The sequence below is a fragment of the Bacillus sp. URHA0034 genome (assembly GCF_056280405.1).
Genome location: NZ_JBWCDK010000002.1, coordinates 1,632,393 through 1,658,963, shown reverse-complemented (window position 1 = coordinate 1,658,963; position 26,571 = coordinate 1,632,393). Strand labels below are relative to the sequence as shown.

General features: G+C 38.1%; 26 protein-coding genes and 1 other annotated feature. Of the genes, 20 read left to right on the top strand and 6 right to left on the bottom strand.

Features of this window, described 5'->3' with window-relative positions; all coding sequences use genetic code 11:
* Positions 1-410 precede the first annotated feature (410 nt).
* Positions 411-1,538, top strand: a complete 1,128-nt coding sequence (locus ACZ9EE_RS09900; RefSeq protein ID WP_476026627.1) for a TIGR04053 family radical SAM/SPASM domain-containing protein — start codon at positions 411-413, stop codon at positions 1,536-1,538.
* A 45-nt stretch (positions 1,539-1,583) separates the two neighbouring features.
* On the opposite strand, the gene ACZ9EE_RS09895 is transcribed toward ACZ9EE_RS09900, so the two are convergent.
* Positions 1,584-2,282, bottom strand: coding sequence for a Crp/Fnr family transcriptional regulator (locus tag ACZ9EE_RS09895; protein WP_476026625.1), 699 nt, complete (start codon positions 2,280-2,282; stop codon positions 1,584-1,586).
* A 340-nt stretch (positions 2,283-2,622) separates the two neighbouring features.
* Here ACZ9EE_RS09895 and moaA point away from each other — a divergent pair, with 340 nt between their 5' ends.
* Entirely contained in the window at positions 2,623-3,639 is a 1,017-nt protein-coding gene (gene moaA / locus ACZ9EE_RS09890) for a GTP 3',8-cyclase MoaA (protein WP_476026623.1), read from the top strand.
* Positions 3,640-3,708: 69 nt separating this feature from the next.
* Here moaA and ric read toward each other — a convergent pair whose 3' ends face one another.
* Positions 3,709-4,407 (bottom strand): iron-sulfur cluster repair di-iron protein, encoded by a 699-nt coding sequence (gene ric / locus ACZ9EE_RS09885; RefSeq protein WP_476026621.1) that lies wholly within the window; start codon positions 4,405-4,407, stop codon positions 3,709-3,711.
* 228 nt (positions 4,408-4,635) lie between these two features.
* Here ric and ACZ9EE_RS09880 point away from each other — a divergent pair, with 228 nt between their 5' ends.
* From ACZ9EE_RS09880 to ACZ9EE_RS09865, 4 genes are all read left to right on the top strand, one after another.
* Positions 4,636-5,901: a molybdopterin molybdotransferase MoeA gene (locus tag ACZ9EE_RS09880; RefSeq protein ID WP_476026619.1), complete on the top strand. Its 1,266-nt coding sequence runs from the start codon at positions 4,636-4,638 to the stop codon at positions 5,899-5,901.
* A complete protein-coding gene (gene mobB / locus ACZ9EE_RS09875) occupies positions 5,895-6,425 on the top strand; it encodes a molybdopterin-guanine dinucleotide biosynthesis protein B (protein ID WP_476026617.1) in 531 nt (176 codons plus the stop codon). Before ACZ9EE_RS09880 ends, mobB begins: the two co-directional genes overlap by 7 nt.
* A 318-nt stretch (positions 6,426-6,743) precedes the next feature.
* Positions 6,744-7,082 carry a YwiC-like family protein gene (locus ACZ9EE_RS09870; RefSeq protein WP_476026615.1) on the top strand — a complete coding sequence of 113 codons (339 nt, stop codon included), beginning with the start codon at positions 6,744-6,746 and terminating at the stop codon, positions 7,080-7,082.
* Positions 7,079-7,510 carry a hypothetical protein gene (locus tag ACZ9EE_RS09865; protein WP_476026613.1) on the top strand — a complete coding sequence of 144 codons (432 nt, stop codon included), beginning with the start codon at positions 7,079-7,081 and terminating at the stop codon, positions 7,508-7,510. Before ACZ9EE_RS09870 ends, ACZ9EE_RS09865 begins: the two co-directional genes overlap by 4 nt.
* Here ACZ9EE_RS09865 and ACZ9EE_RS09860 read toward each other — a convergent pair whose 3' ends face one another.
* Positions 7,511-8,203 carry a Crp/Fnr family transcriptional regulator gene (locus ACZ9EE_RS09860; protein ID WP_476026611.1) on the bottom strand — a complete coding sequence of 231 codons (693 nt, stop codon included), beginning with the start codon at positions 8,201-8,203 and terminating at the stop codon, positions 7,511-7,513.
* A gap of 271 nt (positions 8,204-8,474) precedes the next feature.
* Here ACZ9EE_RS09860 and ACZ9EE_RS09855 point away from each other — a divergent pair, with 271 nt between their 5' ends.
* On the top strand, positions 8,475-8,654 hold the full coding sequence (locus tag ACZ9EE_RS09855) for a YjzC family protein (protein WP_476026609.1): 180 nt from the start codon (positions 8,475-8,477) through the stop codon (positions 8,652-8,654).
* Positions 8,655-8,776: 122 nt separating this feature from the next.
* The gene (clpB, locus tag ACZ9EE_RS09850; RefSeq protein ID WP_476026607.1) at positions 8,777-11,377 is read left to right on the top strand and encodes an ATP-dependent chaperone ClpB; all 2,601 of its coding nucleotides are present in this window, start codon (positions 8,777-8,779) and stop codon (positions 11,375-11,377) included.
* Between the two features lie 47 nt (positions 11,378-11,424).
* Here the strand turns inward: clpB and ACZ9EE_RS09845 are convergent, their stop codons facing one another.
* Positions 11,425-11,610, bottom strand: coding sequence for a YjzD family protein (locus ACZ9EE_RS09845; RefSeq protein WP_476026605.1), 186 nt, complete (start codon positions 11,608-11,610; stop codon positions 11,425-11,427).
* Positions 11,611-11,793: 183 nt separating this feature from the next.
* Here ACZ9EE_RS09845 and ACZ9EE_RS09840 point away from each other — a divergent pair, with 183 nt between their 5' ends.
* The 3 genes from ACZ9EE_RS09840 (at position 11,794) to ACZ9EE_RS09830 (ending at position 13,949) form a co-directional block, all read left to right on the top strand.
* Positions 11,794-12,516: a hydrolase gene (locus tag ACZ9EE_RS09840; RefSeq protein ID WP_476026603.1), complete on the top strand. Its 723-nt coding sequence runs from the start codon at positions 11,794-11,796 to the stop codon at positions 12,514-12,516.
* 79 nt (positions 12,517-12,595) lie between these two features.
* A complete protein-coding gene (locus ACZ9EE_RS09835) occupies positions 12,596-13,417 on the top strand; it encodes a hypothetical protein (RefSeq protein ID WP_476026601.1) in 822 nt (273 codons plus the stop codon).
* Positions 13,418-13,748: 331 nt separating this feature from the next.
* Positions 13,749-13,949, top strand: a complete 201-nt coding sequence (locus ACZ9EE_RS09830; protein ID WP_476026599.1) for a ComZ family protein — start codon at positions 13,749-13,751, stop codon at positions 13,947-13,949.
* Between the two features lie 19 nt (positions 13,950-13,968).
* Here ACZ9EE_RS09830 and ACZ9EE_RS09825 read toward each other — a convergent pair whose 3' ends face one another.
* Positions 13,969-14,244: a hypothetical protein gene (locus tag ACZ9EE_RS09825; RefSeq protein ID WP_476026597.1), complete on the bottom strand. Its 276-nt coding sequence runs from the start codon at positions 14,242-14,244 to the stop codon at positions 13,969-13,971.
* A 204-nt stretch (positions 14,245-14,448) separates the two neighbouring features.
* On the opposite strand from ACZ9EE_RS09825, the gene ACZ9EE_RS09820 reads away from it, so the two are divergent.
* The 9 genes from ACZ9EE_RS09820 (at position 14,449) to ACZ9EE_RS09780 (ending at position 24,501) form a co-directional block, all read left to right on the top strand.
* Positions 14,449-15,381: a beta-ketoacyl-ACP synthase III gene (locus ACZ9EE_RS09820; protein WP_476026595.1), complete on the top strand. Its 933-nt coding sequence runs from the start codon at positions 14,449-14,451 to the stop codon at positions 15,379-15,381.
* A gap of 48 nt (positions 15,382-15,429) precedes the next feature.
* On the top strand, positions 15,430-16,668 hold the full coding sequence (fabF, locus tag ACZ9EE_RS09815) for a beta-ketoacyl-ACP synthase II (RefSeq protein ID WP_476026593.1): 1,239 nt from the start codon (positions 15,430-15,432) through the stop codon (positions 16,666-16,668).
* Between the two features lie 92 nt (positions 16,669-16,760).
* Positions 16,761-17,588, top strand: coding sequence for a DUF2268 domain-containing putative Zn-dependent protease (locus ACZ9EE_RS09810; protein ID WP_476026591.1), 828 nt, complete (start codon positions 16,761-16,763; stop codon positions 17,586-17,588).
* Between the two features lie 135 nt (positions 17,589-17,723).
* Positions 17,724-18,749 carry an ABC transporter ATP-binding protein gene (locus ACZ9EE_RS09805; RefSeq protein WP_476026589.1) on the top strand — a complete coding sequence of 342 codons (1,026 nt, stop codon included), beginning with the start codon at positions 17,724-17,726 and terminating at the stop codon, positions 18,747-18,749.
* A complete protein-coding gene (locus ACZ9EE_RS09800) occupies positions 18,749-19,756 on the top strand; it encodes an ABC transporter ATP-binding protein (RefSeq protein ID WP_476032916.1) in 1,008 nt (335 codons plus the stop codon). The genes ACZ9EE_RS09805 and ACZ9EE_RS09800 overlap by 1 nt, the downstream gene beginning before the upstream one ends.
* Positions 19,757-19,844: 88 nt before the next feature.
* Positions 19,845-21,563 carry an oligopeptide ABC transporter substrate-binding protein gene (gene opp4A / locus ACZ9EE_RS09795; protein ID WP_476026587.1) on the top strand — a complete coding sequence of 573 codons (1,719 nt, stop codon included), beginning with the start codon at positions 19,845-19,847 and terminating at the stop codon, positions 21,561-21,563.
* A gap of 158 nt (positions 21,564-21,721) precedes the next feature.
* Positions 21,722-22,687, top strand: a complete 966-nt coding sequence (gene opp4B / locus ACZ9EE_RS09790; RefSeq protein WP_476026585.1) for an oligopeptide ABC transporter permease — start codon at positions 21,722-21,724, stop codon at positions 22,685-22,687.
* Positions 22,688-22,698: 11 nt separating this feature from the next.
* Positions 22,699-23,610 carry an oligopeptide ABC transporter permease gene (opp4C, locus tag ACZ9EE_RS09785; protein WP_476026583.1) on the top strand — a complete coding sequence of 304 codons (912 nt, stop codon included), beginning with the start codon at positions 22,699-22,701 and terminating at the stop codon, positions 23,608-23,610.
* Positions 23,611-23,754: 144 nt separating this feature from the next.
* On the top strand, positions 23,755-24,501 hold the full coding sequence (locus ACZ9EE_RS09780) for a DUF3603 family protein (protein WP_476026581.1): 747 nt from the start codon (positions 23,755-23,757) through the stop codon (positions 24,499-24,501).
* A gap of 214 nt (positions 24,502-24,715) precedes the next feature.
* Here ACZ9EE_RS09780 and trpS read toward each other — a convergent pair whose 3' ends face one another.
* A complete protein-coding gene (trpS, locus tag ACZ9EE_RS09775) occupies positions 24,716-25,705 on the bottom strand; it encodes a tryptophan--tRNA ligase (protein ID WP_476026579.1) in 990 nt (329 codons plus the stop codon).
* A 51-nt stretch (positions 25,706-25,756) separates the two neighbouring features.
* Positions 25,757-26,011: a binding site (T-box leader), on the bottom strand.
* Between the last annotated feature and the right edge of the window lie 560 nt (positions 26,012-26,571).

Sequence of the window (26,571 nt, the reverse complement as noted above, 5' to 3'; positions counted from 1 at the left end):
GCCCCATATCCGCAAGTAAATTCGCATTTCGCAAATAGGAGTAGCTTATCCGCAAAAAGGGATAGGCTATCCGCAAGTTGAAGCCTCATATCAGCAAGTAAATTCGCATTTCGCAAATAGGAGTAGCTTATCCGCAAAAAGGGGTAGGCTATCCGCAAGTTGTGGCCTCATATCAGCAAGTAAATTCGCAATTCGCAAATAGGAGTAGCTTATATCCGCAAAAAGGGGTAGGCTATCCGCAAGTTGTGGCCTCATATCAGCAAGTTAATATACTTTATTTTCGTCACAAAAGATACACATATCATTTCCCTCATGTGAGATAGTTCACTTTTTTATAATATAAACAACATTATAATACAGTTAATCAATGCTGTTTGAATTTAAAATAGCAGATTGAGGGGGAGTTTTAAGTGTCTTTTAATCGTGATTTTAATAAAGACCCGTTTATTGTAATATGGGAATTAACTCGTGCCTGTCAGCTAAAATGTTTGCATTGCCGTGCGGATGCCCAATATACTCGTGACCCACGTGAACTAACCTTTGAAGAAGGAAAAAATTTGATTGATCAAATATATGATATGAATAACCCTATTCTCGTTTTTACAGGCGGCGACCCTTTAATGAGGGAAGACATTTTTAATATTGTTAAATATGCAGTTGAAAAGGGAGTCCGGGTATCCATGACTCCAAGTGCCACACCTAATGTTACAAAAGAGGCAATTGAAAAAGCGAAAGAGGCAGGACTATCACGATGGGCCTTTAGCATTGATGGACCTACTGCTGAGATTCATGATCATTTTCGCGGAACATCAGGTTCATTTGATTTAACAATGGAACGAATTAAATACCTGCACGAACTGGAAATTCCCATCCAGATTAATACAGTTATATCTAGATATAATATTGATTTCCTCGAAGAAATGGCTAAAATGGTGGAAGATTTGAATTGTGTGCTTTGGAGCGTCTTTTTCCTGGTACCAACAGGCCGGGGGCAAGTGACCGACATGATCTCACCTGCCCTGCATGAAAAGGTATTGATGTGGCTGTATGACCTAAGCAAACGTGTTTCTTTCGATATTAAAACAACTGAGGCTATGCATTACCGCCGGGTTGTGATTCAGCAAAAAATGCGTGAAGCGCATAAACAGACAAATGAAATTGACTATTTGAATGCCTTGACTGAAAAAGGCTTAACAGGTTCAATTGATGGACTTGGACGTGCCCCTAAAGGTGTTAATGATGGAAACGGCTTTGTGTTTATAACTCATATTGGTGATGTTTATCCAAGTGGGCTTTTACCCGTAAAGGCTGGGAATGTCAGAGAAACACCATTAGCGGAAATTTATCGGGAATCCCCTATTTTCAAGGATTTAAGAAATCCAGAGGGGTTTAAAGGGAAATGTGGTGTGTGTGAATTCAGATATGTTTGCGGTGGTTCGAGGTCAAGAGCGTATGCCATGACAGGGGATTACCTTGAGAGTGAGCCGTTCTGTGTCTATATTCCTAAATCATTAAGGGGAAAACAGGAACAAAGTTAACAGGAAAAAGGCTGCCTCACAATCAGAGACAGCCTTGAAAAAGTTTTACTCTATATTGCAATATACTGCTGAGCAGTTTTCACAGCCAATTTCGTCCTTTAAATATTGCAGATTTAATATGGAAATCTTGCCTTTCTTAACAGAAATAATTTTATCTCGTTTTAATTCACTTAGAATTCGATTTGTACTTTCACGGGATGTACCGCAAAAATTAGCGAGCTCTTGATTGGTGAGAGGCAAGTCAATGATAATTTCCTGATCCTTTTGAATGCCATAGCTATTGGACATTCTGATTAGAGTGGAGAATAAGGCCCCGCGTTTGCCGTTTAAAACAAGATCACGAAATTTGGTTTGGGTTTTGCGGAAATGGTCACTCATCCATTTCATGAATTCAAAGGCAAGCTTGCTGTTTTGGAAAATCTCACTTTCAATAATATCTTTTTTAATGGCAACAACTTCGCCTTCCTCAAGTACTTTTGCACTTAATAAATATCTAGGATTATCCGTAAATAAGGTTAATTCGCCGCAAATATCATTCGCGCCGCAAATTCTTAAGGAAAGTTCTCGTCCGTCTGAAGTAATTTTACTGATTTGAATTTTGCCGGAAAGAATAATATAAAGCTCCTCTGCAACCATTCCTTCTTGAAAAAGAAAGGTCCCTCGTTCACTTCTAAATTTCCGATCTGCAAATGTAAGTAATTCTTTTATTTCAATTGAATGGGTTGGTTTCAATGTCAACGTCATCGCATTCACCTCTAATTTATTTATTAACGAGTCAGAATTCGTAGTTTAGTTTGTTAATCTTATTCTAACTGATGACAGGTTCATAAAATGGGGTAAACAATGACAATATAGTGAAAACCTATAAGTTTTTATTAACACGTTTATGTAGTAATAAATAGAGACCTTCCTAGAAATAATGGGTAATCCTTGCCAAAAGAATCATTTATTCAATTAGAAACATCTGTTAAGATTAGAATAGATAAAATCTATTTTAATAGTGAATAAAGTAACAGCCTTTTTCGCGTAAACCTGTTACACTCATCATATAAAGCTTCCTTTTAATATAATGGAGTTGATATAAATGGAAAAAACCATTATTAAAGATAAATTAAATAGACCCTTGCATGACCTAAGAATTTCGGTAATTGACCGTTGCAACTTTCGTTGTCAGTACTGCATGCCTGCGGAGAAATTTGGCCCTGACTTTGAATTTCTCCCGCGAAGTGCCTTATTAACCTACGAGGAAATTGAACGGCTAGGGAGGATCTTTGTCAGTTTGGGTGTTGAGAAAATACGGCTTACTGGCGGTGAACCGCTGCTTCGAAAAGATCTCCCCCTGCTTGTAGAGAAGCTTTCAGTGATTGATGGACTTAGTGATATTGGTTTAACAACAAATGGAGTACTGCTTCCGAAATTGGCAAAGAACTTAAAAGAAGCCGGTCTAAAAAGGGTAAATGTCAGCCTTGATACCTTAAACGATGAATTGTTTGGTCAAATTAATGGAAGAGGTGTAGGAACCACCCCTGTATTGGAGGGGATTGAGGCTGCTAAGCAGGCAGGTCTTGGGGTCAAGATCAATATGGTCGTCAAAAAGGGGTTAAATGATACTGAAATTATTCCTATGGCGGAATATTGTAAAAAACATGGACTGGAATTACGTTATATTGAATTTATGGATGTGGGTTCAACAAATGGTTGGAAAATGGATGATGTGGTAACCAAGAAGCAAATTTATCTTTTGCTCAAGGATCATTTCGAACTAGAACCCATTGGTCCAGCATACTTTGGTGAAGTAGCTAAGCTCTATAAATATAAAGATAAGGATGTTAATGTTGGTTTTATCACGTCTGTTTCTGAATCCTTCTGCTCCAGCTGTACTCGGTCCAGGCTGTCTGCTAATGGACAAATTTTCACGTGCCTGTTTAATGGAAACGGTCATGATATTCGCAATTTCATGAGAAATGGAGCAACAGATGAGCAAATAACCGAGCGGATTACAGCGATTTGGAATGGCCGAGATGATCGATATTCAGATGAAAGAACAGCGGAAACCGATAAAAATCGCAAAAAAATTGAAATGTCGTATATAGGCGGATAACTCTCCTTTTATAAGAGAGTTATTTTTTTTCAAAAAAACAACCCGCTCTTGTTGAGCGGGCTGTTTCGGTTAGTTAAGATACCTTGGGAATAAGATATTATTTTCAAGATGTACATGCATATAGGTTAAGCTTTCTAATGCTTCTAAACGGGCATAAACCAAACGGTAGGTCCCACAGGCATCAAGAGGAAGGGGAAAATCAGATGTCACTGCGCGGATTTGTCGTAATAGTTCTCCGGCATGGTCATGTTCTTTCTCAAGCTCAACTATCATCTTAATCGCTTCTGCAGGATTAGCGGCCGTACCATCCGCAAGCTGCTTAATAAGTGGGAAGACTATTTCTTCTTCTTTGACCATATGGTCAAGCAATTCCTTTTTGAACTCATAAAAAAGCTCATTCATTTTAACAAGTTCCGGATGATGTTCACCATGTACACGTGAAACCTTAGTAACATATGGGCTCAGCATCGCTAATTCTTCCTCAGAAACACGATGGTAATTTGTAATCACATGATTAATAATGGTGTGGGAGTTGGAATCTGTCCACACATCAACATTTTTCTCTTTGTTTTCATACTTTTCAAAGACAACTTTTAATTCTTCTATGATATTGTCAAGGTTTAGCTCGTTTTGTTCTGCAGCTTGTGATAATGGGATATTTCCCCCACAGCAAAAATCAATTCGGTTTTTCTTAAATGTATCACTTGCTTTTGGAAGTTCGTTAACAATATCTCTTACTAATGAATCGGCTGTTATGGTGAAAGTCATGATTAATTCCTCCTAAAGATAAGGTAACTTATTTATGACTTAAGCATAATAGAAATATTGAATACTATAGGTGACCTGTATCACACATTGGCTATTTTTTTTCTTTTTCGTCTAATTTGTGACATTTGATACGTTTGTAAGTCTTCTATAGACTTATAATGAAAATTAGCTGTTATAATCCATTACATATCTAATCAAAATTATCTGTTTAGGAAGGAGATGATTTATTTGCTAGAAAGAAGAAACCCAATTTCGATTGGAGAAGCAGTAACACAAATTATGAAACATCAAATAAGCGGCGTGACGGAACACGTTTCAATAAGTGAAAGCTACGGACGTTACTTATCAGAAGATCTAATCGCTACGAGCAATGTTCCTCACTTTGATAGAGCTCCATATGATGGCTTTGCCGTTCGTTCTATTGATACTCTTGAAGCATCCCCATCAAATCCGGTTGAATTTAAAGTAATCGACCACCTTGGTGCTGGAATGGTCTCCGCTAAATTAGTCGGGGAAAAACAAGCTGTTCGAATTATGACAGGTGCGATGATGCCAAATGGAACTGATGCGGTAGTTATGTTTGAAGTAGCAAGGGACTATGAAAAAAATGGTATTCCATATATGTCCATTAAACGTAAAATTAACAAGGGTACTAATGTTTCTTTTATAGGAGAAGATGCCAAACAAGGCCAAGTTCTCGTAGAAAAAGGAACCTTGATAAACCCGGGTATACAAGCAATGTTAGCGACCTTTGGATATAAAGAAGTTCCCGTGGCAAAAAAACCGCTTATTGGTCTATTTGCTACGGGTACAGAATTGTTAGAGGTAGAAGAGGAATTAGTACCTGGGAAAATCCGCAACAGTAATTCCTATATGATTGCAGCTCAGATTGAGAGGGCCGGCGGAACCGTTCATTATTATGGAAAGCTTCCAGATGAATTTGATACATGTTTTGAAGCGGTTAAAGATGCTTTAAACGAAGTTGATCTTCTTATTACCACCGGGGGAGTATCCGTGGGTGATTTTGATTACCTTCCTGCAATTTATAAAAAACTCGGAGCAGACGTATTATTTAATAAGGTTGCCATGCGCCCTGGCAGTGTAACTACGGTTTCAGTTTTTAATGGAAAAATCCTCTTTGGATTATCTGGTAACCCGTCTGCTTGTTATGTTGGGTTTGAATTGTTTGTTCGGCCAATTATTCGCACAAGTCTTTTTTCTAATCTACCCCATTTAAGAAAAGAAAAGGCTTTGCTAGAAGTTGATTTTCCTAAAGCTAACCCGTTCACGCGATTTGTCAGAAGTGCCACCTTTATAGATGAGGGCAGATTGAAATCAACACCGAGCGGCTTGGACAAGTCGAATATTATTATGAGCCTGGCAGGTGCAAACTCATTGATGATCCTTCCAGGCGGTACTAGAGGGTTTATGGCAGGAACTGAAGTCGAGATATTGCTCCTTGATGATCAAGTCGGAAGTGCCTGGCCTTGGTAAAACCATTTATTTTTCAGGTGGTTGGCTATCAGAATAGTGGGAAGACAACCATTTTAAGCAAATTGATTAAAAACTTGACAGACCGAGGAACGAAAACAGTCACCATCAAACACCACGGTCACGGCAGTAAGCCTGCTGTATTGGAACAAAAGGACTCTTCAAGACATGTTGATTCAGGAGCACTAGCCTCGCTTGTCGAAGGCAGTGGAAGACTGATATTACAAGCGGACAATCTTAACTTAATCCTAGAAGAGCAAATAGAGTTAATAAAATTTTTTGAACCTGACGTCATACTAATTGAAGGCTATAAATATAAAAATTACCCTAAGCTCCTTTTATTAAGAAATAAAGAGGACTTGCCTTTATTAGAAGAAACAACCAATATTTGTGCTGTCGGTTATTGGTTAGAAGATTTAAACAATGCATCTTTTTATCCGTCTTTCTCCATTAAAGATGACGCTGTGATTCAATGGACTGCTGAATACATTCAGAGAAATGTTCATAAAAATGATGAAAAACGTTAATAAAATTGTCAAATATGTTACTTTTATCACAGCAATACAGCCTGGTTCGGATTATAATAATGGCAGGGGTTATATGGTTTGTTAATATAGGTAGTTAGATTATGGACTGGAAATGCAGGTTCCAAACAGTGGATAGCTACTCTAAAGATAATCAATGTTACCATAACTTGATTGGTTCCGATGCATTTCCATTCATAATACAGAACGTGTTAAGAAGGTAAATTGCCTTCTTTTTTTCATATTTTTTGTGATGCTCTTCACTTTATTTTCTGTTCAGTTCTTTTATAGTAAGGCTATCAGGAAAAGGAGTGAGAAAAGATGAAACTATTTTTACCAAAACAACATGGTGCATGGGCAATGCTGATCATTCCCTTTTGGCTGGGTGTTACCGAAGGTGGCTTTGTTTGGCAGGACGTACCATTTTTTATCGGCTGGATTTTCTTATATTTAGCGACATACCCTATGCTCCTTTTATTTAAAAAGAAAAAAATCAAATTTTATACCAATTGGACGATTATTTATCTTATACCTTCCTTATTGCTGTTACTATTTCCGCTGCTCAAAAGTCCTTCTATTGTCCTCTTTGGTCTGTTGATGCTGCCGTTTTTTGCAATTAATGCATACTTTACATCTCAAAAAAAGATCGTGCATTTATGAATGATATGAGTGCAATCTTTGCATTTTCCATTGCAGGACTGGCAAGCAGTTATTTAGGGAAAGAGGCGTTAAACTTTGAGACGTTGATTTTTCCTTTTTTAATATCAATATTATTTTTTATGGGCTGTACCTTTTATGTAAAAACCATGATAAGAGAGAAGAAAAGCAGCTTATTCAAATGGATTTCATGGGTTTATCATCTTCTTGTCGTGGCTGTATGGTTCCTTAGTGGTTTTTGGGTCGTGGCGATTGCTTTTATTCCAAGCTTACTTCGAGCTTACTTCTTTTATGGTAAAAAATTAACGCCGCTGCAAATTGGTGTATATGAGATTGTTAATGCAGCCATTATTTTTATCATTCTTGCGATTCAAATTGTCACTCTAAATTTAAAAAAATCGGTCAGCAGACCGATTTTTTTCTATGGTTAATTAATCAACTTTACATATCTCAACAGGGCAATCCTCACAATCGATTTCTCTTTTTAAATATTCAATATCATGGATAGTAATTGTGCCTTTATCAATTGAAATAATAGCGGATTTTCTTAAATCACTTAAGAGACGATTGACTACTTCACGTGAGGTACCACAGAAATTGGCTAACTCTTGATTAGTAAATGGTAATTCCACCAGTATCCCTTGATCTGTTTTCATTCCATAACTATTACTGATGCGAATTATAGTCGAATACAACGCCCCCTTTTTTCCATGGAGGACTAAATCACGAAATTTAGTTTGCGTCTTTCGAAATTGCAAGCTCATCCATTGGATGAATTCAAATGAAAGGGACAAATTTTGGGATAGCTTCTCTTCTAAAACATCCTTCATAATGACAGCCACTTCACCGCTCTCTACAACGCGAGCACTTAATAAATAGCGAGAAGAAGAGGAAAATAAATTTAACTCGCCAACAAAATCTCCTTTGGAGCACATTCTGATGGTTAGCTCACGTCCGTCAGGAATAATTTTGCTAACTTGAAGGATCCCACTTCGAACTATATACATTTCATCCGCTTGAGAGCCTTCCTGAAAAAGAAACGTTCCTTTTTCAATCTTTTTTATATGATGAACGGTCTCAAATAGATGTGATAATGGTACAGGCATTTCTTTTACTGACTGCATACTATAACCACCTTTAAAGGTACAAAATGAATTTCAAAAAATGCAAGTCATGGTTAATAAGATTCCCTAGATAATACTATAATTATATTGTTAACAAAGAATAATTATCAATATCTGTAGAATAAGTTCATACAATCGTCAAAAACTTAGGTCAATACCGCATATTACCCAGGAAATATTGTCGACATATGTTGAATTTGAAAGAATTTCCCTTTAATGCTGATGCAATCTAACGGAGATAATAAGGTTGTATTGAAAAGGGGGGATTAGAATGGGACAAAATCATCAGTTTAGATCAGGTAAAAAAGCACCGAATAATGGCTATTACATTGAAGTTGGTGATTCAGGGAGCAATGTAACCAATCCAAAGAAAATTAAACTCAAAGCAGGCGACCCGTTTCCTGAAACATCAAATGATGAACGTGTATGGACGTATGTTCGCAAACCTTAATTCGTTTAGTAAAAGTCATCTTTTTAAGATGGCTTTTCTTCTTATGTTATTTTACTTATCGTAATGAATTTCTTATAATAGAAATAAATAGGTCAAAAAAGGTCAAAAAGGAGTGAGAAACGGTGGACTTAAACCGAATGACGGAACGTTTACAAACAGGCATTATGGATGCTCAAGGCTTAGCAATTAAAGAAAATCATCAAGAAATTGATGAACTGCATTTATTCATATCACTACTGGAGCAGCAAGACAGTCTGATTGCATCCATATTAGAAAAGGCTGGATTACCGGCGGAGAAGGTAAAGAAATCTTTATTGGGAGAATTGGAAAAAAAACCACAGGTAACCGGGAGCGGTGTCGAACAGGGTAAGCTTTATATTACCGCAAAACTGCAAAAGTTACTGGTAAGTGCCGAGGAGTTTGCATCTGAATTTTCGGATGAATACATTTCTGTTGAACACATACTGTTAGCTGCCGTTTATGCAAATGATTCACATATGAAAAAAATCATTCAAACATTCGCTCTAACACCGGAAATGATTTTAAAAGCAATAAAGGAAATAAGGGGGAACCAAAGAGTGACATCACAAAATCCAGAAGCAGGGTATGACGCTCTTAAAAAGTATGGCCGAGATCTTGTCGCCGAAGCTGCCGCTGGTAAAATTGATCCGGTCATTGGCAGGGACACTGAAATTCGCAATGTAATTCGAATTTTATCACGTAAAACTAAGAATAATCCTGTTCTAATTGGTGAACCAGGAGTTGGGAAAACGGCAATTGTTGAGGGACTTGCCCAGAGAATTGTCAGAAAGGATGTTCCAGAAGGACTTAAGGATAAAACCATTTTTTCATTAGATATGAGCTCATTAATTGCCGGAGCAAAGTTCCGCGGTGAATTTGAGGAACGGCTTAAAGCGGTCTTAAATGAAATTAAGAAAAGCGAAGGCCGGATTTTGTTATTTATAGACGAAATTCACACTATTGTTGGTGCAGGTAAAACTGAAGGGGCGATGGATGCTGGAAATATGTTAAAGCCGATGCTTGCAAGAGGGGAACTTCATTGCATCGGGGCAACAACACTTGATGAACATCGGAAATATATTGAGAAAGATCCAGCTCTTGAAAGACGTTTTCAACAAGTATTAGTCCAAGAACCAAATGTTGAAGATACAATCTCGATTTTAAGGGGATTAAAGGAACGGTTTGAGGTCCATCATGGGGTAAAGATTCACGATCATGCCTTAGTGGCAGCGGCCACATTGTCAGACCGCTATATTACAGACCGCTTCTTACCTGATAAGGCCATTGACCTTGTTGATGAAGCCTGTGCGATGATTCGAACGGAAATTGACTCCATGCCTACCGAACTAGATGAAGTGACTCGCAGGGTCATGCAGCTGGAAATTGAAGAGGCAGCACTTCGGAAAGAAAGTGATGAAGGAAGTAAATTAAGACTTGAATCCTTATTAAAAGAACTGGCTGATTTGAAAGAACAAGCAGATACGATGAAGGCAAAATGGATGCAGGAGAAACAAAGTATTCAAAAATTACAGGAGAAAAGGGAGCAGCTTGAAAAACTCCGCCGTGAGCTCCAGCAATCAGAAGATCGTTATGATTTAAATCGAGCGGCCGAATTAAGGCATGGACAAATTCCTTCAGTGGAAAAAGAACTTGAAGAACTGGAAAAGAGTGCAGAGAAGGATGAGCGGCTGCTCCGCGAAGAAGTAACAGGGGAGGAAATTTCAAATATTGTCTCAAGATGGACAGGAATACCACTGTCTAAGCTTGTCGAAGGAGAAAGAGAAAAATTACTTAAACTAGAATCCATTCTTCATCAACGGGTGATAGGCCAAAATGAGGCAGTTACCTTGGTATCGGATGCAGTCCTAAGAGCGAGGGCTGGGATTAAAGATCCGAACCGCCCAATTGGATCATTTTTATTTTTAGGTCCGACTGGCGTAGGGAAAACAGAACTTGCTAAGGCGCTCGCTGAGTCCTTATTTGACAGTGAAGAGCATATGATAAGGGTAGATATGTCTGAATACATGGAAAAACACGCAGTTTCTCGTTTAATTGGGGCTCCTCCTGGTTATGTAGGTTATGAAGAAGGAGGTCAGTTGACTGAAGCAATTAGAAGAAGGCCATACTCGGTTATTCTAATGGATGAAATTGAAAAGGCCCATCCGGAAGTATTTAATATTCTCCTTCAGGCTCTTGATGATGGAAGAATCACGGATTCGCAAGGTCGGGTGGTAGATTTTAAAAACACCGTCATTATTATGACTTCCAATATTGGATCTCACTACCTGCTCGATAGAAGTGAGAATGAGATTGAAATTTCGGATGAAACGAGAGCGAAGGTTATGAGTCAGTTAAGGTCTCATTTCCGTCCGGAATTCTTAAATCGAATTGATGAGACGATCCTCTTTAAACCTTTATCTTTAGGAGAGATAAAGAATATTGTCGGTAAAATGCTGAACGATTTACAAAATCGATTAAAACAGCAGCAAATTAATATTACCATCAGTGAAGATGCAAAGGAATTTATTGCTGTAAATGGGTTCGATCCAATTTACGGGGCAAGACCTTTAAAACGATATATTCAAAAGAATATAGAAACGAAGCTCGCTCGTGAAATCATTGCCGGCAGGGTACACGAGCAGTCAACCGTAGGAATAACCATTGAAGATGGTATCTTATCAATAAATGTACAAGAAAAGTAGTCAAAACAGAAAAAAGGTCCTCCAGTTGGCGTGGAAGACCTTTTTTATTAATGCTTTTCAACAGGTTCATTTGGAATTACTGCAGCAGCAACAAGAATTAATATGGTTACCCCAACAGCAACGATTGAACCTTGAGCAAAATTATATTCTGCACCGGCTGTCATTGAACTAACAACATATGTAAGCATTTGCACTAAAAGGAAAGACCAGAAAAAAGTCCAAAATATACGCACTCATTTTCACCTCTTACTTATTTTACATTAATTTAAATACTACCATACAATGCAGAAAAAATATATATAAAAACAATTTTCTGATTTATGTTCCCAAGTTCTTTTAAAATAGGCAAATTCCCTTTCAACTCTTGTGAAACGGCATACAATACCTTGAGGAAATATGTAAAAGGAGATTTAGCGATGGAGAATCGTAATTTTCAGATGGATACCCAATGGAATATCATTCATTACCCCGAAAAGCCTAAAGGATTTGGGATCTTAATAATTGGAGATGAAAGGCATTTTGTCGATGAGAGCAAGTGCTTTTGGACGCAAAACGAAGGAAAGCTGGCTATTATCAATGAATTAAAAGATGCCGGGTACACCATTTTTTCCTCAAATCTTTATGGGCGTAACTGGGGTAGCGAAAATGCTGTCGAGCTTGCTCAAAGGTTATATCAGCATGTAATTAGAAGTGAAATTCTTAATAATAAAATTCATGTTCTGGCAGAAGGAATGGGTGCATTAACGGCCATAAAACTTTTGGAAAAAATGAAGGGATCGATTCGGTCCTTAGTCTTGCTTAACCCCATTCTTTCCTTGAAACATCATCTCGAACAAGAAAAAGAGCATAAGTTCTTTTACAAAAAGTTAATGAGGGAACTAACTGCTGCGCATCAAATCGACCAATCTACTCTCGAGAACGAAATAATCAACATGGATGAAGTTGTTAATCTTGATTATGACTGTCCAATCACGATTATCCAAGTATTAGCAGGCGGGAAATCGTACACTCAATCAAAGCTTTATCAAAAAATTGTTAATACCCCTAAAATAAACCCAATTTTAATTCTTCCTGAAAAAAAACCTCAGCTTGGAACAATGTTAATCAAGTTTTTTAACAGTCATGAAAAAGTACTTTAATGGTAACCTCCCCAAAATGAAATATTTCCTATTAAAAACGCATAGGATTCATTATAAGTGTTTTGGGGAGGAAGATGTAATGGACAAGGCCATTATTTTTGGTATTTATGATTTTGTCAGTTTCCAAATGGGTCGTACCCTCTTAAATAAGGGGGTAGAGGTTATCGGAATTCATATCGATCAAAACAGTGATACTCTATATCTTGAGGAGAAAAGGCTGGAAGTAGGGAGGAATGCGAACTTTAGAGAAATCTTCCTATCAGAAATAGGTACTTACAGGGAAGATGACACCACTAAAACAACGTTTATCCTTTCACTTTACGATTTATATATGTTGAGTACTGAGACTATTTTACAACAACAAACCGTTACTAAATTACAGCAATTTATTGAAAATAATAAATATCTGACAGATATCTTATTCCTTCTGCCTATCCAGTTATTAAGATCTGATGAAGCGAAGACCCTGCAGGCTGTAATCGATGAAGCAGTTTCTTGGGGGAAAAATAATCAGTTTTATTATTTACCGTCCATTTATGGTCCTTGGCAGCCCTCGACGTTTACATTCCAACAGGCCCTCCTTGCAAACACGGATTATAGCGAAATCAGGGTGAATAAACGTGAATGGACTGGAGATATCTTATTTGTGGATGATGCGGTAGAAGCTATTCTGGTTTCAAATGAAAATTTAGAGGTCGAGGATAACACGCACTTTTTGATTGAAAGCGGCGAAGAAAATTATTGGGTTCAGTGTGCTGCGCACCTGAAACTAGAAACAAAAGAAATTTATTCTGAACAATTAGACATAAATAAAACGATCAAAAGAGTGACAGCAAAAAAGGTAACCCCATTCAGCGAGTCATTTGAAAAACAAGTAGAAATTAATAAACGTTTAGTCTAAATGGGTTGTAAATTCAATGTAATTCCTCTTTAATGAAAAAGTGAAGATGTAGGACTTTTCAATTATTTGTTCAAGAGTTAAAATAAATAGAAAAAAAGACGTCTTTTACGTGGATTAAAAATGGCAATGGGTGTCTTTCAAAGGAATTTCACTGGATAATCCTAACATTATCACCTATAATGGGGGTGCAATCAACAAGAGCACATTTGCTTAAAACTTTAGAGCCCAGCCATGGGTTTTTTCAGTAGAATGGTTGCAGCAAATATGTCCAATACTAAATAGGTCGGTATTCGACCAATTGCCTAAATTTTTCATAAAAGGAGTACATAACGTGAACAATCAAGACAATACACTACAATTTATGCAGATTGCTATGAAATACTTACCGGAGGCAAAAGAGCAATTAGATCAAGCCGGGGTTGAATTAACTATGGAGCTTATTCAACCCTTTATGAATTTATTTACTAAAGTTATGCAAGAAGCCTATGAGCTTGGTAAAGAGGATGCCCTTAAGGAAAGTCTAAGTAAATAAGCTGCCAGTTGTTGGCAGCTTATTTTTTTTTCCATAATTGTTCGATAAATGGGTAAACTTTACTGAATAATGGCTTCAGCCCACGGGCCGAATCAAGCAGTGTATCAATGTTCACCATAAGTTCCTCATAATCAATGGCAGACTGGTTTTGCTTAGGTTCTGGATGTTGCTGAGATCTTCGCCCATCACTGTCTCTCCTAGGACCAAACATTAAACTCGTAAACCGGTCTTCCGTTGTTTGTTCTTCCCATTCTTCTTGTTTCTTGGAGCTTTGCTCCTCATCAAAATCTGCCATACTGCTCTGGCCTCCCCAATAAAAATACCTTTTAATCTAGAATATGTTTCAACAAATAAAAGGTATGTACATTAGCGGATGATAAATAGGAAGAAACAGTTGCTTAAAATAGGAGGAATTTGATAAAATTAGTACCAAGTCATAATAATTGATATTAATCCTAGAAATAGATAGGGTCTTACCTAGATTAAAGGAGATGGAATAATGAGAGCTGGTATTGTTGGAATGGGCAGATACTTACCGGAAAAAATACTCACCAATCATGATTTAGAAAAAATGATGGATACTTCTGATGAATGGATAAAAACCATGACAGGTATAGAAGAAAGAAGAATAGCGGCGGAAAATGAAAACACTTCTGACATGGCTTTTGCTGCTGCTCAAAAAGCGATCCAGAATGCTGGTATTACTGCAACAGATATTGATTTAATATTAGTTGCAACTGTTACACCTGATTCTCCATTTCCATCGGTAGCTTGCCGAATCCAGGAACGATTAGGAGCAACCAAGGCTGCAGCAATGGATGTAAGTGCCGCTTGTGCTGGTTTTATGTATGGGATCGTGACGGCAAAGCAATTTATAGAGTCACAAGTTTACAAATACGTACTAGTTGTAGGTGTTGAAAAACTTTCAAAGATAACTGACTGGAATGATCGAAATACGGCCGTATTATTTGGCGACGGTGCCGGTGCCGCCATTATTGGACCAGTTTCTGAAAATCGTGGGATTTTATCTTTTGAATTAGGTGCTGACGGTACCGGGTCAAAACACTTATACCAAGATGAGTTCATTATCATGAATGGCCGCGAGGTCTTTAAATTTGCAGTTAGACAAATGGGAGAAAGCTGTATAAATGTACTCGAAAAAGCTGGGTTAACAAAAGATGATGTCGATTTCTTAATCCCGCATCAGGCCAATATTCGGATAATGGAAGCATCAAGACAGAGATTGGAATTACCAGTCGAAAAGATGTCTAAGACGGTTAACAAATATGGTAATACTTCAGCTGCATCGATTCCCATTTCAATGATTGAGGACGTCGAGGCTGGCAGAATAAAAGAGGATGACTTAATTGTAATGGTTGGCTTTGGCGGAGGCTTAACCTGGGGCGCCATTGCAATGCGCTGGGGAAAATAATTTACGTTAATTTTTTAGGATAAATAGTTTGGAAAAGGAGATGTTTGAATGGAAAAGCGTAGGGTCGTTGTAACAGGAGTCGGAGCAGTTACGCCGCTTGGAAACGATGTTGAGACCACATGGAAAGGGATCCTCGAAGGAAAGTCCGGAGTTGGACCAATGACAAGAGTGAATGCTGACGAATACCCGGCAAAAGTTGCCGCCGAGGTGAAAGACTTTAATCCAGAAGCTTTTATTGATAAAAAGGATGCACGTAAGATGGACCGATTTACACAATTTGCGGTTGCTGCATCCCTAATGGCGGTACAGGATGCCAATTTAACCATTAATGAAGATAATTCTCATAGAGTTGGCGTTTGGATTGGGTCAGGTATTGGCGGGATGGAAACGTTTGAACAGCAATTCGAGATTTTCCAAAAAAGAGGTTATAAGCGTGTAAGTCCTTTCTTTGTTCCAATGCTGATTCCAGACATGGCCGCAGGTCAAGTTTCGATTATACTTGGTGCCAGAGGCTTCAATTCATGTACAGTAACTGCTTGTGCAACTGGAACTAACTCTATCGGGGACGCCTTTAAAGTCATCCAGCGTGGTGATGCTGACGCTATGGTGACAGGGGGAGCAGAAGCACCAATCACAAAGATGTCAGTAGCAGGATTTTGTGCTAACACTGCATTATCCACTAATCCAGATCCAAAAACTGCCAGCCGGCCTTTTGATAAAAACCGCGATGGATTTGTCATTGGTGAAGGTGCCGGCATTGTCGTATTGGAAGAATTAGAGCATGCACTTGCTCGTGGAGCAAAAATTTATGCGGAGATTGTTGGATACGGAGCAACAGGAGATGCTTATCATATTACTGCTCCTGCACCAGGTGGTGAAGGCGGCGCCCGTGCAATGAGGATGGCTATTAATGATAGTGGTTTAGCACCTGAAGAGATTGATTATCTCAATGCGCATGGTACAAGCACGGAATATAATGATAAATATGAAACGCTTGCAGTGAAAGAGGTATTTGGTGATCACGCCTATAAATTACCTATGAGCTCGACTAAATCCATGACAGGCCACCTTCTTGGTGCTGCTGGTGGGGTAGAAGCGATCTTTTCCGTGTTGGCAATTAGAGATAGCATCTTACCGCCAACCATTAATCATGAAACACCAGACCCTGAGTGTGATTTAGATTATGTAGTAAATTCGGCACGCTCGAAAGAAATCAAAGCTGCAATGAGCAATTCTCTTGGCTTTGGTGGTCACAACGCTACGATTGTATTTAAAAAATATGAATAAAAACAGGAAGGGCTAAACGTTATGTTTGGCCCTTTTGTTTTTTTGATGATGTTCCCCATAATGCTCGAACGTCTTTATACATTTTTCATAAAATGACCAGAAGATGGATACTACGTAAATGGGGTGCAGCAATGGGAATCATTAGGACTGACGAATGGCTTGAGGAGGATTTTGACAATCCATTGAAAATCTGTGAAAGACTTCGTCCTTATTTCAAAGGGCAATCACAACGAGAGATATATCGCGAACTAATGAATTTTGGAATGTACCAGCCGTCTCAATCATCTCGAAGTATTCAACTGAAGATGAGCAAACAGAAAACCTGGGATAGGGTTGGGAAAATTTATGCAAAGTATAAAAGTAGGTGGCATGGTCCGGATATTCCGATTTTCCTCTTTCCGATTGCCCAGGCTGGAGGATTTTTTAGAAGGGAGGAGAAAGGAAAAGCAGGGGTAACATTTCCTGATAAATTGTTTTTATTTCTATCGAATTACGATGATCCGACAGATGTAGAAGCTCTCTTTGTACATGAATATCATCATGCCTGCAGAATGCGCTCATTAGGAAAGAGTGTAGAGAATTACACATTACTAGATTCATTAATAATTGAAGGACTAGCAGAATATACTGTATTAAAAAACTGCGGCCGAGAATATTTAGCGGCCTGGTGCAGTATGTACACTGAAAAAGAGTTAACAAAATATTGGAATAGATATCTTAAAAATCAGCTGGGAATCAAGAAAAATGAGAGAGGGCATGATGAACTGCTATATGGAGGGGGAAGGGTTCCAAAACTACTAGGCTATGCAGCAGGTTTTTATTTGGTAGAAAAGTATTACAAGAAGAATCATTATTCGACAAAATTATCTTTTACTACACCTGCAGATACCTATCTAAAAGGCATAGATCTATTTTCCTAACAAGGCGCTGCTTGAAACTCGTTATATTAAAAGAATGAAAACTCCCAATTTCACAAGATAATATTTGTAATGTTCTGTAATATATTTTTTTAAAAATAATAAGTTATAAAATAGAAAAAACTAAGAAGGTGGATTATGAGCCGAAAGAAACCATTAGTAATGGAGGCACCACTGCTCGTAGTGAAGGATTTAGAAACAGCTTTTGAGATTGATGGCAGGGATTATAATGCCGTAGATCGTGTTTCATTCGAGGTAAAACCACGGCAAATTCTAGGAGTTGTCGGAGAGTCGGGCTGCGGTAAATCGGTCATGAGTCTATCAATCATGCAGCTGCTTCCAAAAGGAAGCGGGAAGGTAAAAGCTGGAGAAATGATCTTTGATGGAATTAACCTTGAGAAAATGACCGAATCACAGATTAATAAAATTCGTGGAAGAGATATTTCAATGATATTCCAGGAACCGATGACTTCCTTGAACCCAGTTTTCACGATTGGGTACCAATTACAGGAGGTCTTATTTAATCATTGGAGGATTACAAAACGTGATGCTAGGCAAAAGGCAATTGCCCTCTTGAAAGGTGTGGGTATCTCCCGTCCAGAAAAAATAGTTGATGAATATCCACATCAACTATCAGGTGGAATGAGACAAAGAGTCATGATTGCCATTGCCATCGCCTGTCAGCCTAAATTATTAATAGCCGATGAGCCGACCACAGCCTTGGACGTGACCGTCCAAGCACAAATTCTTGAACTCTTAAAAGAAATACAGTCCGTTAATGATATGTCGGTTATCCTTATCACACATGATTTAGGTGTAGTTGCGGAAATGTGTGATGAAGTGATGGTGATGTATGCAGGAAAGATTGTAGAAAGAACAGATGTAGATACTTTATTTCATAACCCCAAACATCCTTATACAACGCTGCTACTGGGGGCAATTCCAAAAATGGACGAGTCAAGGGAACGATTAAGCTCTATTCAAGGAATTGTTCCTTCTCTTACTAATATGCCGAAAACCGGCTGCCGTTTTGCTCAACGATGTCCCAAAGTAATGCCTGACTGCCTAACGACAACCCCAATTCTTAAAAGGATTGACCAAGGACATGAAGTTGCCTGTTTGCTATTTGAAACAAGTAATCCAAGAGAAGGGGTGATGGATTGATGACTGCCTCCCTGCATATAAAGAAAGATCAGATCTCCCTTAGCCCTGAAAATCTGTTGGAAATTCATCATCTTAAAACCTATTATCCTGTAAAAGGTGGTTTTTTTAAACGGACAATAGGGAATGTAAAGGCCGTTGACAATATCTCTTTCGAAATTAAGAGAGGAGAAACACTTGGTCTAGTGGGTGAATCGGGTTGTGGAAAAACCACTACTGGTAGAACCATATTAAGATTATTAAAACCAACAGAAGGACAAATCCTGTTTGATGGTAAAGATATTACCCGTCTATCTGGAAATATACTTCGTGAAATTCGTAAAGATATGCAAATGGTATTTCAAGACCCTTATGCTTCATTGAATCCAATGCAGATGGTCGGAGATATTATTGCAGAACCTATCTATAATTTTGTGAAAAAAAGTAAGTCTGAATTAAAACTTGAAGTGATGGATTTAATAGATAAAGTTGGACTTCCAAGAGATGCCTTCTATAAATACGCACATGAATTTTCCGGTGGTCAACGGCAAAGAATTGGGATTGCCCGCGCACTTGCATTAAAACCTAAATTTATTATTGCAGATGAACCGGTCTCAGCACTTGATGTTTCAGTGCAATCACAGGTTTTAAACTTATTAAAAGACTTGCAGAAAGAATTTGAACTAACCTTCCTCTTTATCGCTCATGATTTAAGTGTGGTGAAACATATGAGCGATCGTATCGGTGTAATGTACTTAGGAAATATGGTAGAGATTACGGATAAAAGCAGCCTATACGTAAAACCGCTTCATCCCTATACACAGGCATTAATTTCAGCGATACCATCCCCAGACCCTAGGATTAAGAAAGAAAGAATCATATTAAAGGGGGATGTCCCCAGTGCTATCAATCCCCCAACGGGCTGTCCATTCCATCCACGCTGTCCGGTGTCTGTGAAGCAATGCTCGATAAGTAAGCCAGTGCTAAAGGAGGTGAGGCCTTCTCATCAAGTAGCCTGCCATCTTTACTGAAAAGGGGCCTTCTATATGGCAGCCAGCCGCCTAAGTTTGGTATAAAAATGTACTTAGCACTACTTCAAAAATATAAAGGGGGAAACAAATGAAGAATAGAAGTATGTTTTTACTTGCAGCTTTAATGTTAGTTTTATCTGCATTTTTAGCTGCATGCAGCAGTAGTGAAAAAGCTGGTACAAAGCAGAGTAACAATGGTGCTAAAACAAATGATGTCTCAACTGGTAAACCACAGGATGGGGGAACATTAATTTATGCATTGGACTCAGCTCCTGAAGGTAAATTTAACTATGCATTCTATGGAAATGCAACCGACCAATATGTAATTGATTTCTTTGATGAAAATTTAATAGATTATGACGAAAACCTGAAGGCACAGCCGCATATTGCTTCTTGGAAGACCACAGATAATAAGGTGTTTGATTTTGAAATCAAAAAAGGTGTTAAGTGGCATAACGGGGACGAATTATCCGTTAAGGATTGGGAGTTTGCATTAAAAGTAATTGCTGATAAAGATTATGATGGCCCTCGTTATGATAATGTAAGGAATATTGTTGGGGCGCAGGACTACCATGATGGAAAGGCCAAGGAAATTTCCGGTATCAAGGTCATAGATGATTACCATATCCAAATTACCTTCGATAAGGCTCGAGTAAATAACCTCGATAATCTGTGGACCTATCCAATGAACCGAACAGAATTTAAAGGAATCGCTGTAAAGGATATGATGGGATCTGCGCAAGTTCGGACGAAGCCTGTGGGATTAGGACCATTTAAAGTAACTAAAGTGGTCCCAGGTGAATCAATTGAGATGGAGCGTTTTGATGATTACTTTGGCGGTAAGCCGCATATTGAAAAAGTGGTAATTAAGGTTATTGATCCATCTCTTTCTGTTGGGGAATTAAAAAATGGCACCCTTGATATGACATCATTCCACCCAAGTATTATCGACCAAGTGAAGGCACTTGATAATGTCAACGCAATCACTTATCCAGGAGTCAGCTATTATTATGTTGGATTCCGATTAGGTACCTGGGATGGCGAGAAAAACATCATGAATGACCCTAAATATCAAGATAAGAAACTACGTGAGGCTATGTATTATGCGATTAATCGTGAAGAATGGGTGAAGGCCTTCTTTTATGGGGTTGGAAAGCCAGTAAACCGGCCAGTACCAACAAATCACTGGATAGCAGCAGACAACAAAGATCTAGAGCAATACAAATATAATCCAGAAAAAGCAAAAAAACTATTAGATGAAGCAGGCTACAAGGATATAGACGGCGATGGCTTCCGTGAAGATCCAAAAGGGAAGAAGTTCGTTGTAAACTTCAGCCACTATGCCACACAAAACCCAACATTCGAATCACGTGCCAAAGCATTGACTCAATACTGGGAGGCAGTCGGTCTAAAATCTAAATTAACGATGACAGATGTCAATCTTTATTATGAAATGCTTGATAAAGCAGATAAATCAATTGAAGTATTCTTCGGTGGATGGCAGACTGGATCAGATCCGGATCCAACTCCACTTTGGGGCTCAAAAGCCATGTGGAATTATCCTCGCTGGGTAAATGAAGAAAGTGATAAGCTACTTGATCAAGCGCTTGATATAAGTGTAGTTGGTACAGATAACAATAAACGTAAAGACATTTATGTACAATGGCAAAAACTATTCATGAAAGAGCTTCCTGTATTACCAATCGCAGAGATTGACGAAACAATGGCGGTCTCAAAGCGAGTTCAGAATGTTAAATTTGATGTTTCAGGTATGAATCGGCCAAATGAATGGTGGATCAAGCAATAGATCCCTTTGTCACTCTAAATAAAACTACTGTGTTTCGCTTTAACAAGTAAAGCTCAAAATTGGGAGGGATAGAAAGTCAGTTTCTGTTCCTCCTAATTTGACTTATAAGGCTACATATATCCTATATTTAACCTAGTTAATAGACGAGGAGAATGCACATGCTTAAATATGCAGTTCGAAGAATTTTGGGCATGATTCCCATGTTATTCCTTATCTCTATTGTCGTATTTACCTTGGCGAAACTAATGCCAGGTGATTCTCTCACAGGAGAAATAGACCCAAGAAATACAAATCCACAATATATTGCAGAAATGCGCGAAAAATTGGGCTATAATGACCCATTACCAAATCAATATGCCCGCTGGATTGGGGATTTTGTTCAAGGGGACTTTGGTAAATCAACCCGATTTAAAGTTCCTGTCGCAGAGGTAATTTCAGAAAAAATTCCTAATACATTATTACTCGGCTTATCTTCCATTCTAATTACTTACCTGTTTGCCTTTTTAATGGGGCTGTATTCCGGCAGGAAGCCTTACACACTTGGTGACAATATCATTGGTGGATTAAATTATTTAGGATTATCCATCCCTTCCTTTATCGCCGGAGTATTTGCTATTTTCCTTTTTTCTTTTACGCTGGGCTGGTTTCCGTCAAATGGATCAGTTGATATCGGTGTGACGGAAGGGACATTTGAATTTTGGCAAAGCCGGCTTCATCATGTATTCTTACCTGCAGTCGTTTTAGGTCTATTGAGTACGGCCAGTTATACTCAGTTTTTACGCAATGACATTATTGAAAACAGTCGTAAAGATTTTGTACGGACTGCACGGGCAAAAGGGACACCGGATAGAAAGATATACAATGTTCATATTTTAAGAAACTCCATTATCCCGCTCATTACCTTTTTAGGATTTGATTTAGTGGCTATTATCTCGGGGGCAATTATTACCGAAACGATCTTTACTTATCCAGGTCTTGGACAACTATTCTTACAATCTGTTGGAACAAGGGATTATCCAGTCTTAATGACATTGACCATGATGTTCTCCTTCTTGACACTAATTGGAAACTTAGTTGCAGATATATTATATGGTGTTGTAGATCCGAGAATAAGGTTAGATTAGGAGGGGATAACATGGAAGTTATTACAGAGAAGGATTCAAAATTAACGGTCAATTCCTCGGAAAAGGGTTTGTCTCCATGGGCAATTGCTCATAAAAAGTTTGTAAAGAATAAACTTGCGCTGATTAGTCTTGCTTTCTTAATTGTGGTAGCCATTGTCTCCTTCTTGGCCCCGTATATTACAACAGCAGATGTAACCAGGATTAATATTGGGCAAATGTCATTAGAACCATCGAGTACACATTGGCTGGGAACCGATAAGGCAGGCCGCGATGTGTTTACGAGACTGCTATATGGCGGGAGGATATCCTTGTTAGTAGGTATGAGCTGTACGTTGTTTGTTATTGTTATCGGAACATTGATCGGTGCAGTCTCAGGTTATTTTGGCGGTGTGATTGATAGTTTATTAATGCGATTTACTGATTTTATTTTAAACTTTCCTTTCCTTGTTTTTGTAATTGTCTTGAATGCAATCCTTTTTGGGAAAGTTAATGGTTTATGGGTTTTAATCGGTACGATAAGTATTTTAAGCTGGGGAGGGATTGCCCGGATTGTCCGCAGTAAAATCTTGGCTGAAAAGGAGAATGAATATATTAGCGCTGCTATTTCAATTGGTTGTACACCCGCAAAAATCATTATTAAACATCTATTGCCTAATATTTTGTCAACCATTATTGTACAGGCCACGATTACATTTGCAACCATGATTGTGGCGGAAACAGGCTTAAGCTTTTTAGGATTTGGTGTTCCGCAGGAAATACCGAGCTGGGGGAATATGTTGAATTCAGCAACTGAGCCCGATGTACTCCAGTTCAAACTCTGGATTTGGGTTCCACCCGCACTAATTATTACGATTACGATCCTATCGATTAATTTTATTGGCGAAGGATTAAAAGATGCCTTCAATCCAAAATCAAAAAGATAAAGCTGTCATAGTGAGTGGCAGCTTATTTATAAATAGAAAGGTTTTTGAAAAAGCAATTGGATCAAAATATATATAAAGGAATAATTTAACTGAGGTCTGCCTATACTGATTGACAAACAGTTTCTTGAAGTGAGGGGTTGTAAAATGTTGTATCTTCATGATGTTTGGGTTAATTGGTTTGAAGGTGAGGAAAACGGATATAATGTTTGCCACTTTCATGAATGGCGGAAGGATGACGGAGTAGAGCTGCTTGATCAAGTGCCGCTTATTAAAATTGAACCGCTCCTATTTGGTTATATTGAGAATGATTTATCTGAGTTACCTCAACAGCTTCTCGATGATATTTATCAAAAAGCGTACTTAAGAAAAAACCATGAAAGAATTCAACTTGACTATTGCTTTGTTGTGACAGACGGAACAGGAATATTAGCCGTTGATACAATTGGCTACAATATTCCAATCCGAAAAAGCAGATTAATACCTAGGCAGGAACAGCTCGTCTATGAAATGATTAACCAGCATGATGCAAAACCATATCATTTTTACGCACAGCCTAAAACAAAGGACTTCCATATCCTTTCACCAGAACCCGACTTGATGAGAGGATTAACAAGAAAAGAGCGACAATTAAAACAATTATTATTTATGGCTCTTGATCAATTGTTAACATCCAATAACGAAGCGGAAGTACGCTATTGGTATACTGAATGGTGTCCAGAGCAATATTCGACCATTCAAGAAATGAATTTTGAAGAAGCTTGGGAACAGTTATTTGAGCAGACAAAATATGGCTGGTCAAGACGTCATGAAACATTCTGTGAAAATCTAATAAAAGGGCAGCCCTTCTTTGAAAAACTTTGGGAGATGGAGCATGGTCCAAAAGTAAATTAAAAGCCTGTGCCAAAAGGTATATCAACTATACCTTTTGGACAGGCTTTTATCATTTTTAATAAGATAAGAAAGTATAAAAATTTGAGAATTGTCTAGCTCCAGCGCCTAGCCCCTCGAGGTCACAAGCCAATCCGTCCAAAAGGTTAAATAGCAACCTTTCGGCCGGCTCGACTTGTGCTTGTCGGGGCTGACCAAGGCGCTTGCGCTTTTCTTATTAACGTTTTTTTCTACCTAGACCCATCGCATTTTCCATTTTCTTTAGGGTTCTGCTGGCAACCATGTTTGCCTTTTCAGCTCCGCGGTCTAAAATATCATCAAGCTCACTGGATTCTAACAAATGGTAGTATCTTTCTTGAATTGGTTTAAGGAAATTAACCACTACATCAGCCAAATCTCCTTTAAAATCGCCATAGCCTTTTCCAGTATACATTTCTTCAAGTTCTCCAATTGATTTACCGCCAAGGATGGAATAGATCGATAACAAGTTAGAAACTCCAGGCTTATTCACTGTATCAAACTTAACAATTCCATCGGAATCAGTGACAGCACTCTTGATCTTCTTCACAATTTGATTTGGCTCATCTAAAGGGGTTATAAATGCCTTTTTATTTGGATCAGACTTACTCATCTTTTTAGTCGGTTCCTGAAGTGACATAATTCGAGCGCCGACCTTAGGCAAGCTGATTTCAGGTATAGTCAGAATATCATTATATTTCTTATTAAATCTTTCAGCTAAGTCTCTTGTTAATTCCAAATGCTGTTTTTGATCCTCACCAACAGGAACAAGATCAGTGTTGTATAAGAGGATATCAGCTGCCATTAATGGCGGATAAGTTAATAAGCTCGCCGAAACGGCTTCTTTACCGGATGATTTATCCTTGAATTGCGTCATCCGTTCAAGTTCACCAATATAGGAAATACACTGCATAATCCATCCTGCCTGTGCATGTGCAGGAACCTCCGATTGTATAAATAAAGTAGCCTTCTCCGGATCAATTCCAACAGCCAGATATAATGCAGCTAAACTGCGGATATTTTTCCTAAGTGTTTGTGGATCCTGTGGGACTGTAATGGCATGCTGGTCGACAATACAAAAGAAACAATTGTATTCGTGTTGTAATTCCACAAACTGTTTCATAGCACCAATATAGTTCCCGAGTGTAATAGTTCCACTTGGCTGAATACCTGAAAAAATTGTTTTCATTAAGATTTCCTCCTAAAAATATATAAAAAAAACCATTCATCCCTAAAAAACTATAGGGACGAATGGTTCGCGGTACCACCCTAAATTACTCAAAATGAGTCACTCAGTATCAAGTCATCTTTTTTAGATGATGTGAAGTCCTTTTAACGCAAGGTAAACGTCTGCTCCTACTATTATTTAGAAAGTGAAATAAGGTTCAGGCAGAGGCTCAAAAGTCCATTCCGTATTTTTTCGCGTTTGTTTTCACCGGCCACAAACTCTCTGAATCGAAGGGAAATACGTACTACTCTTTATCAATGCTTTTGAAAATTATATGCGTTTAGTCACATTATAGCTGAAATCTTACATTCATTTCAAGTTAGTTAAACATAATAGATAATGAGAGCGGCAGCCATTAATAATCCAGTAATAAGTCCATGAAGAAAGAGCGGCTTTCCATTTATTGTGATTAATTCCGATAAACCTGGAATGTCCTCAAATCTTCTTTTATCTTTCCCGCGGGAAAAGAAAAGATTTAGGGACTTTGACATGACATCATAAAATCCGCTATGGATGGTAAAGAGTAGTAAAGATAACAAAATGTACCCTGAAGTAACAAAAAAAGATATATCGATATAGCTATTTAGTGTAATTTTATGGTACAGAATAAATGATATTATGACAATTACGAATTGCGTAATTGTGAGAATTATGAGATTTTTCTTAAAGTTTAATATCAAGAGATTACCTCCAAAAAGCTTTATTTAACAGGTATAACTAAGGTATAGTATACAAAAAATTACTGTATAAGTCTCCATTATATAATAGACAATTGTAGCCATTACGTAATGATTGTATTGAAAATGTAAATTAATTTTCAAAAAGTA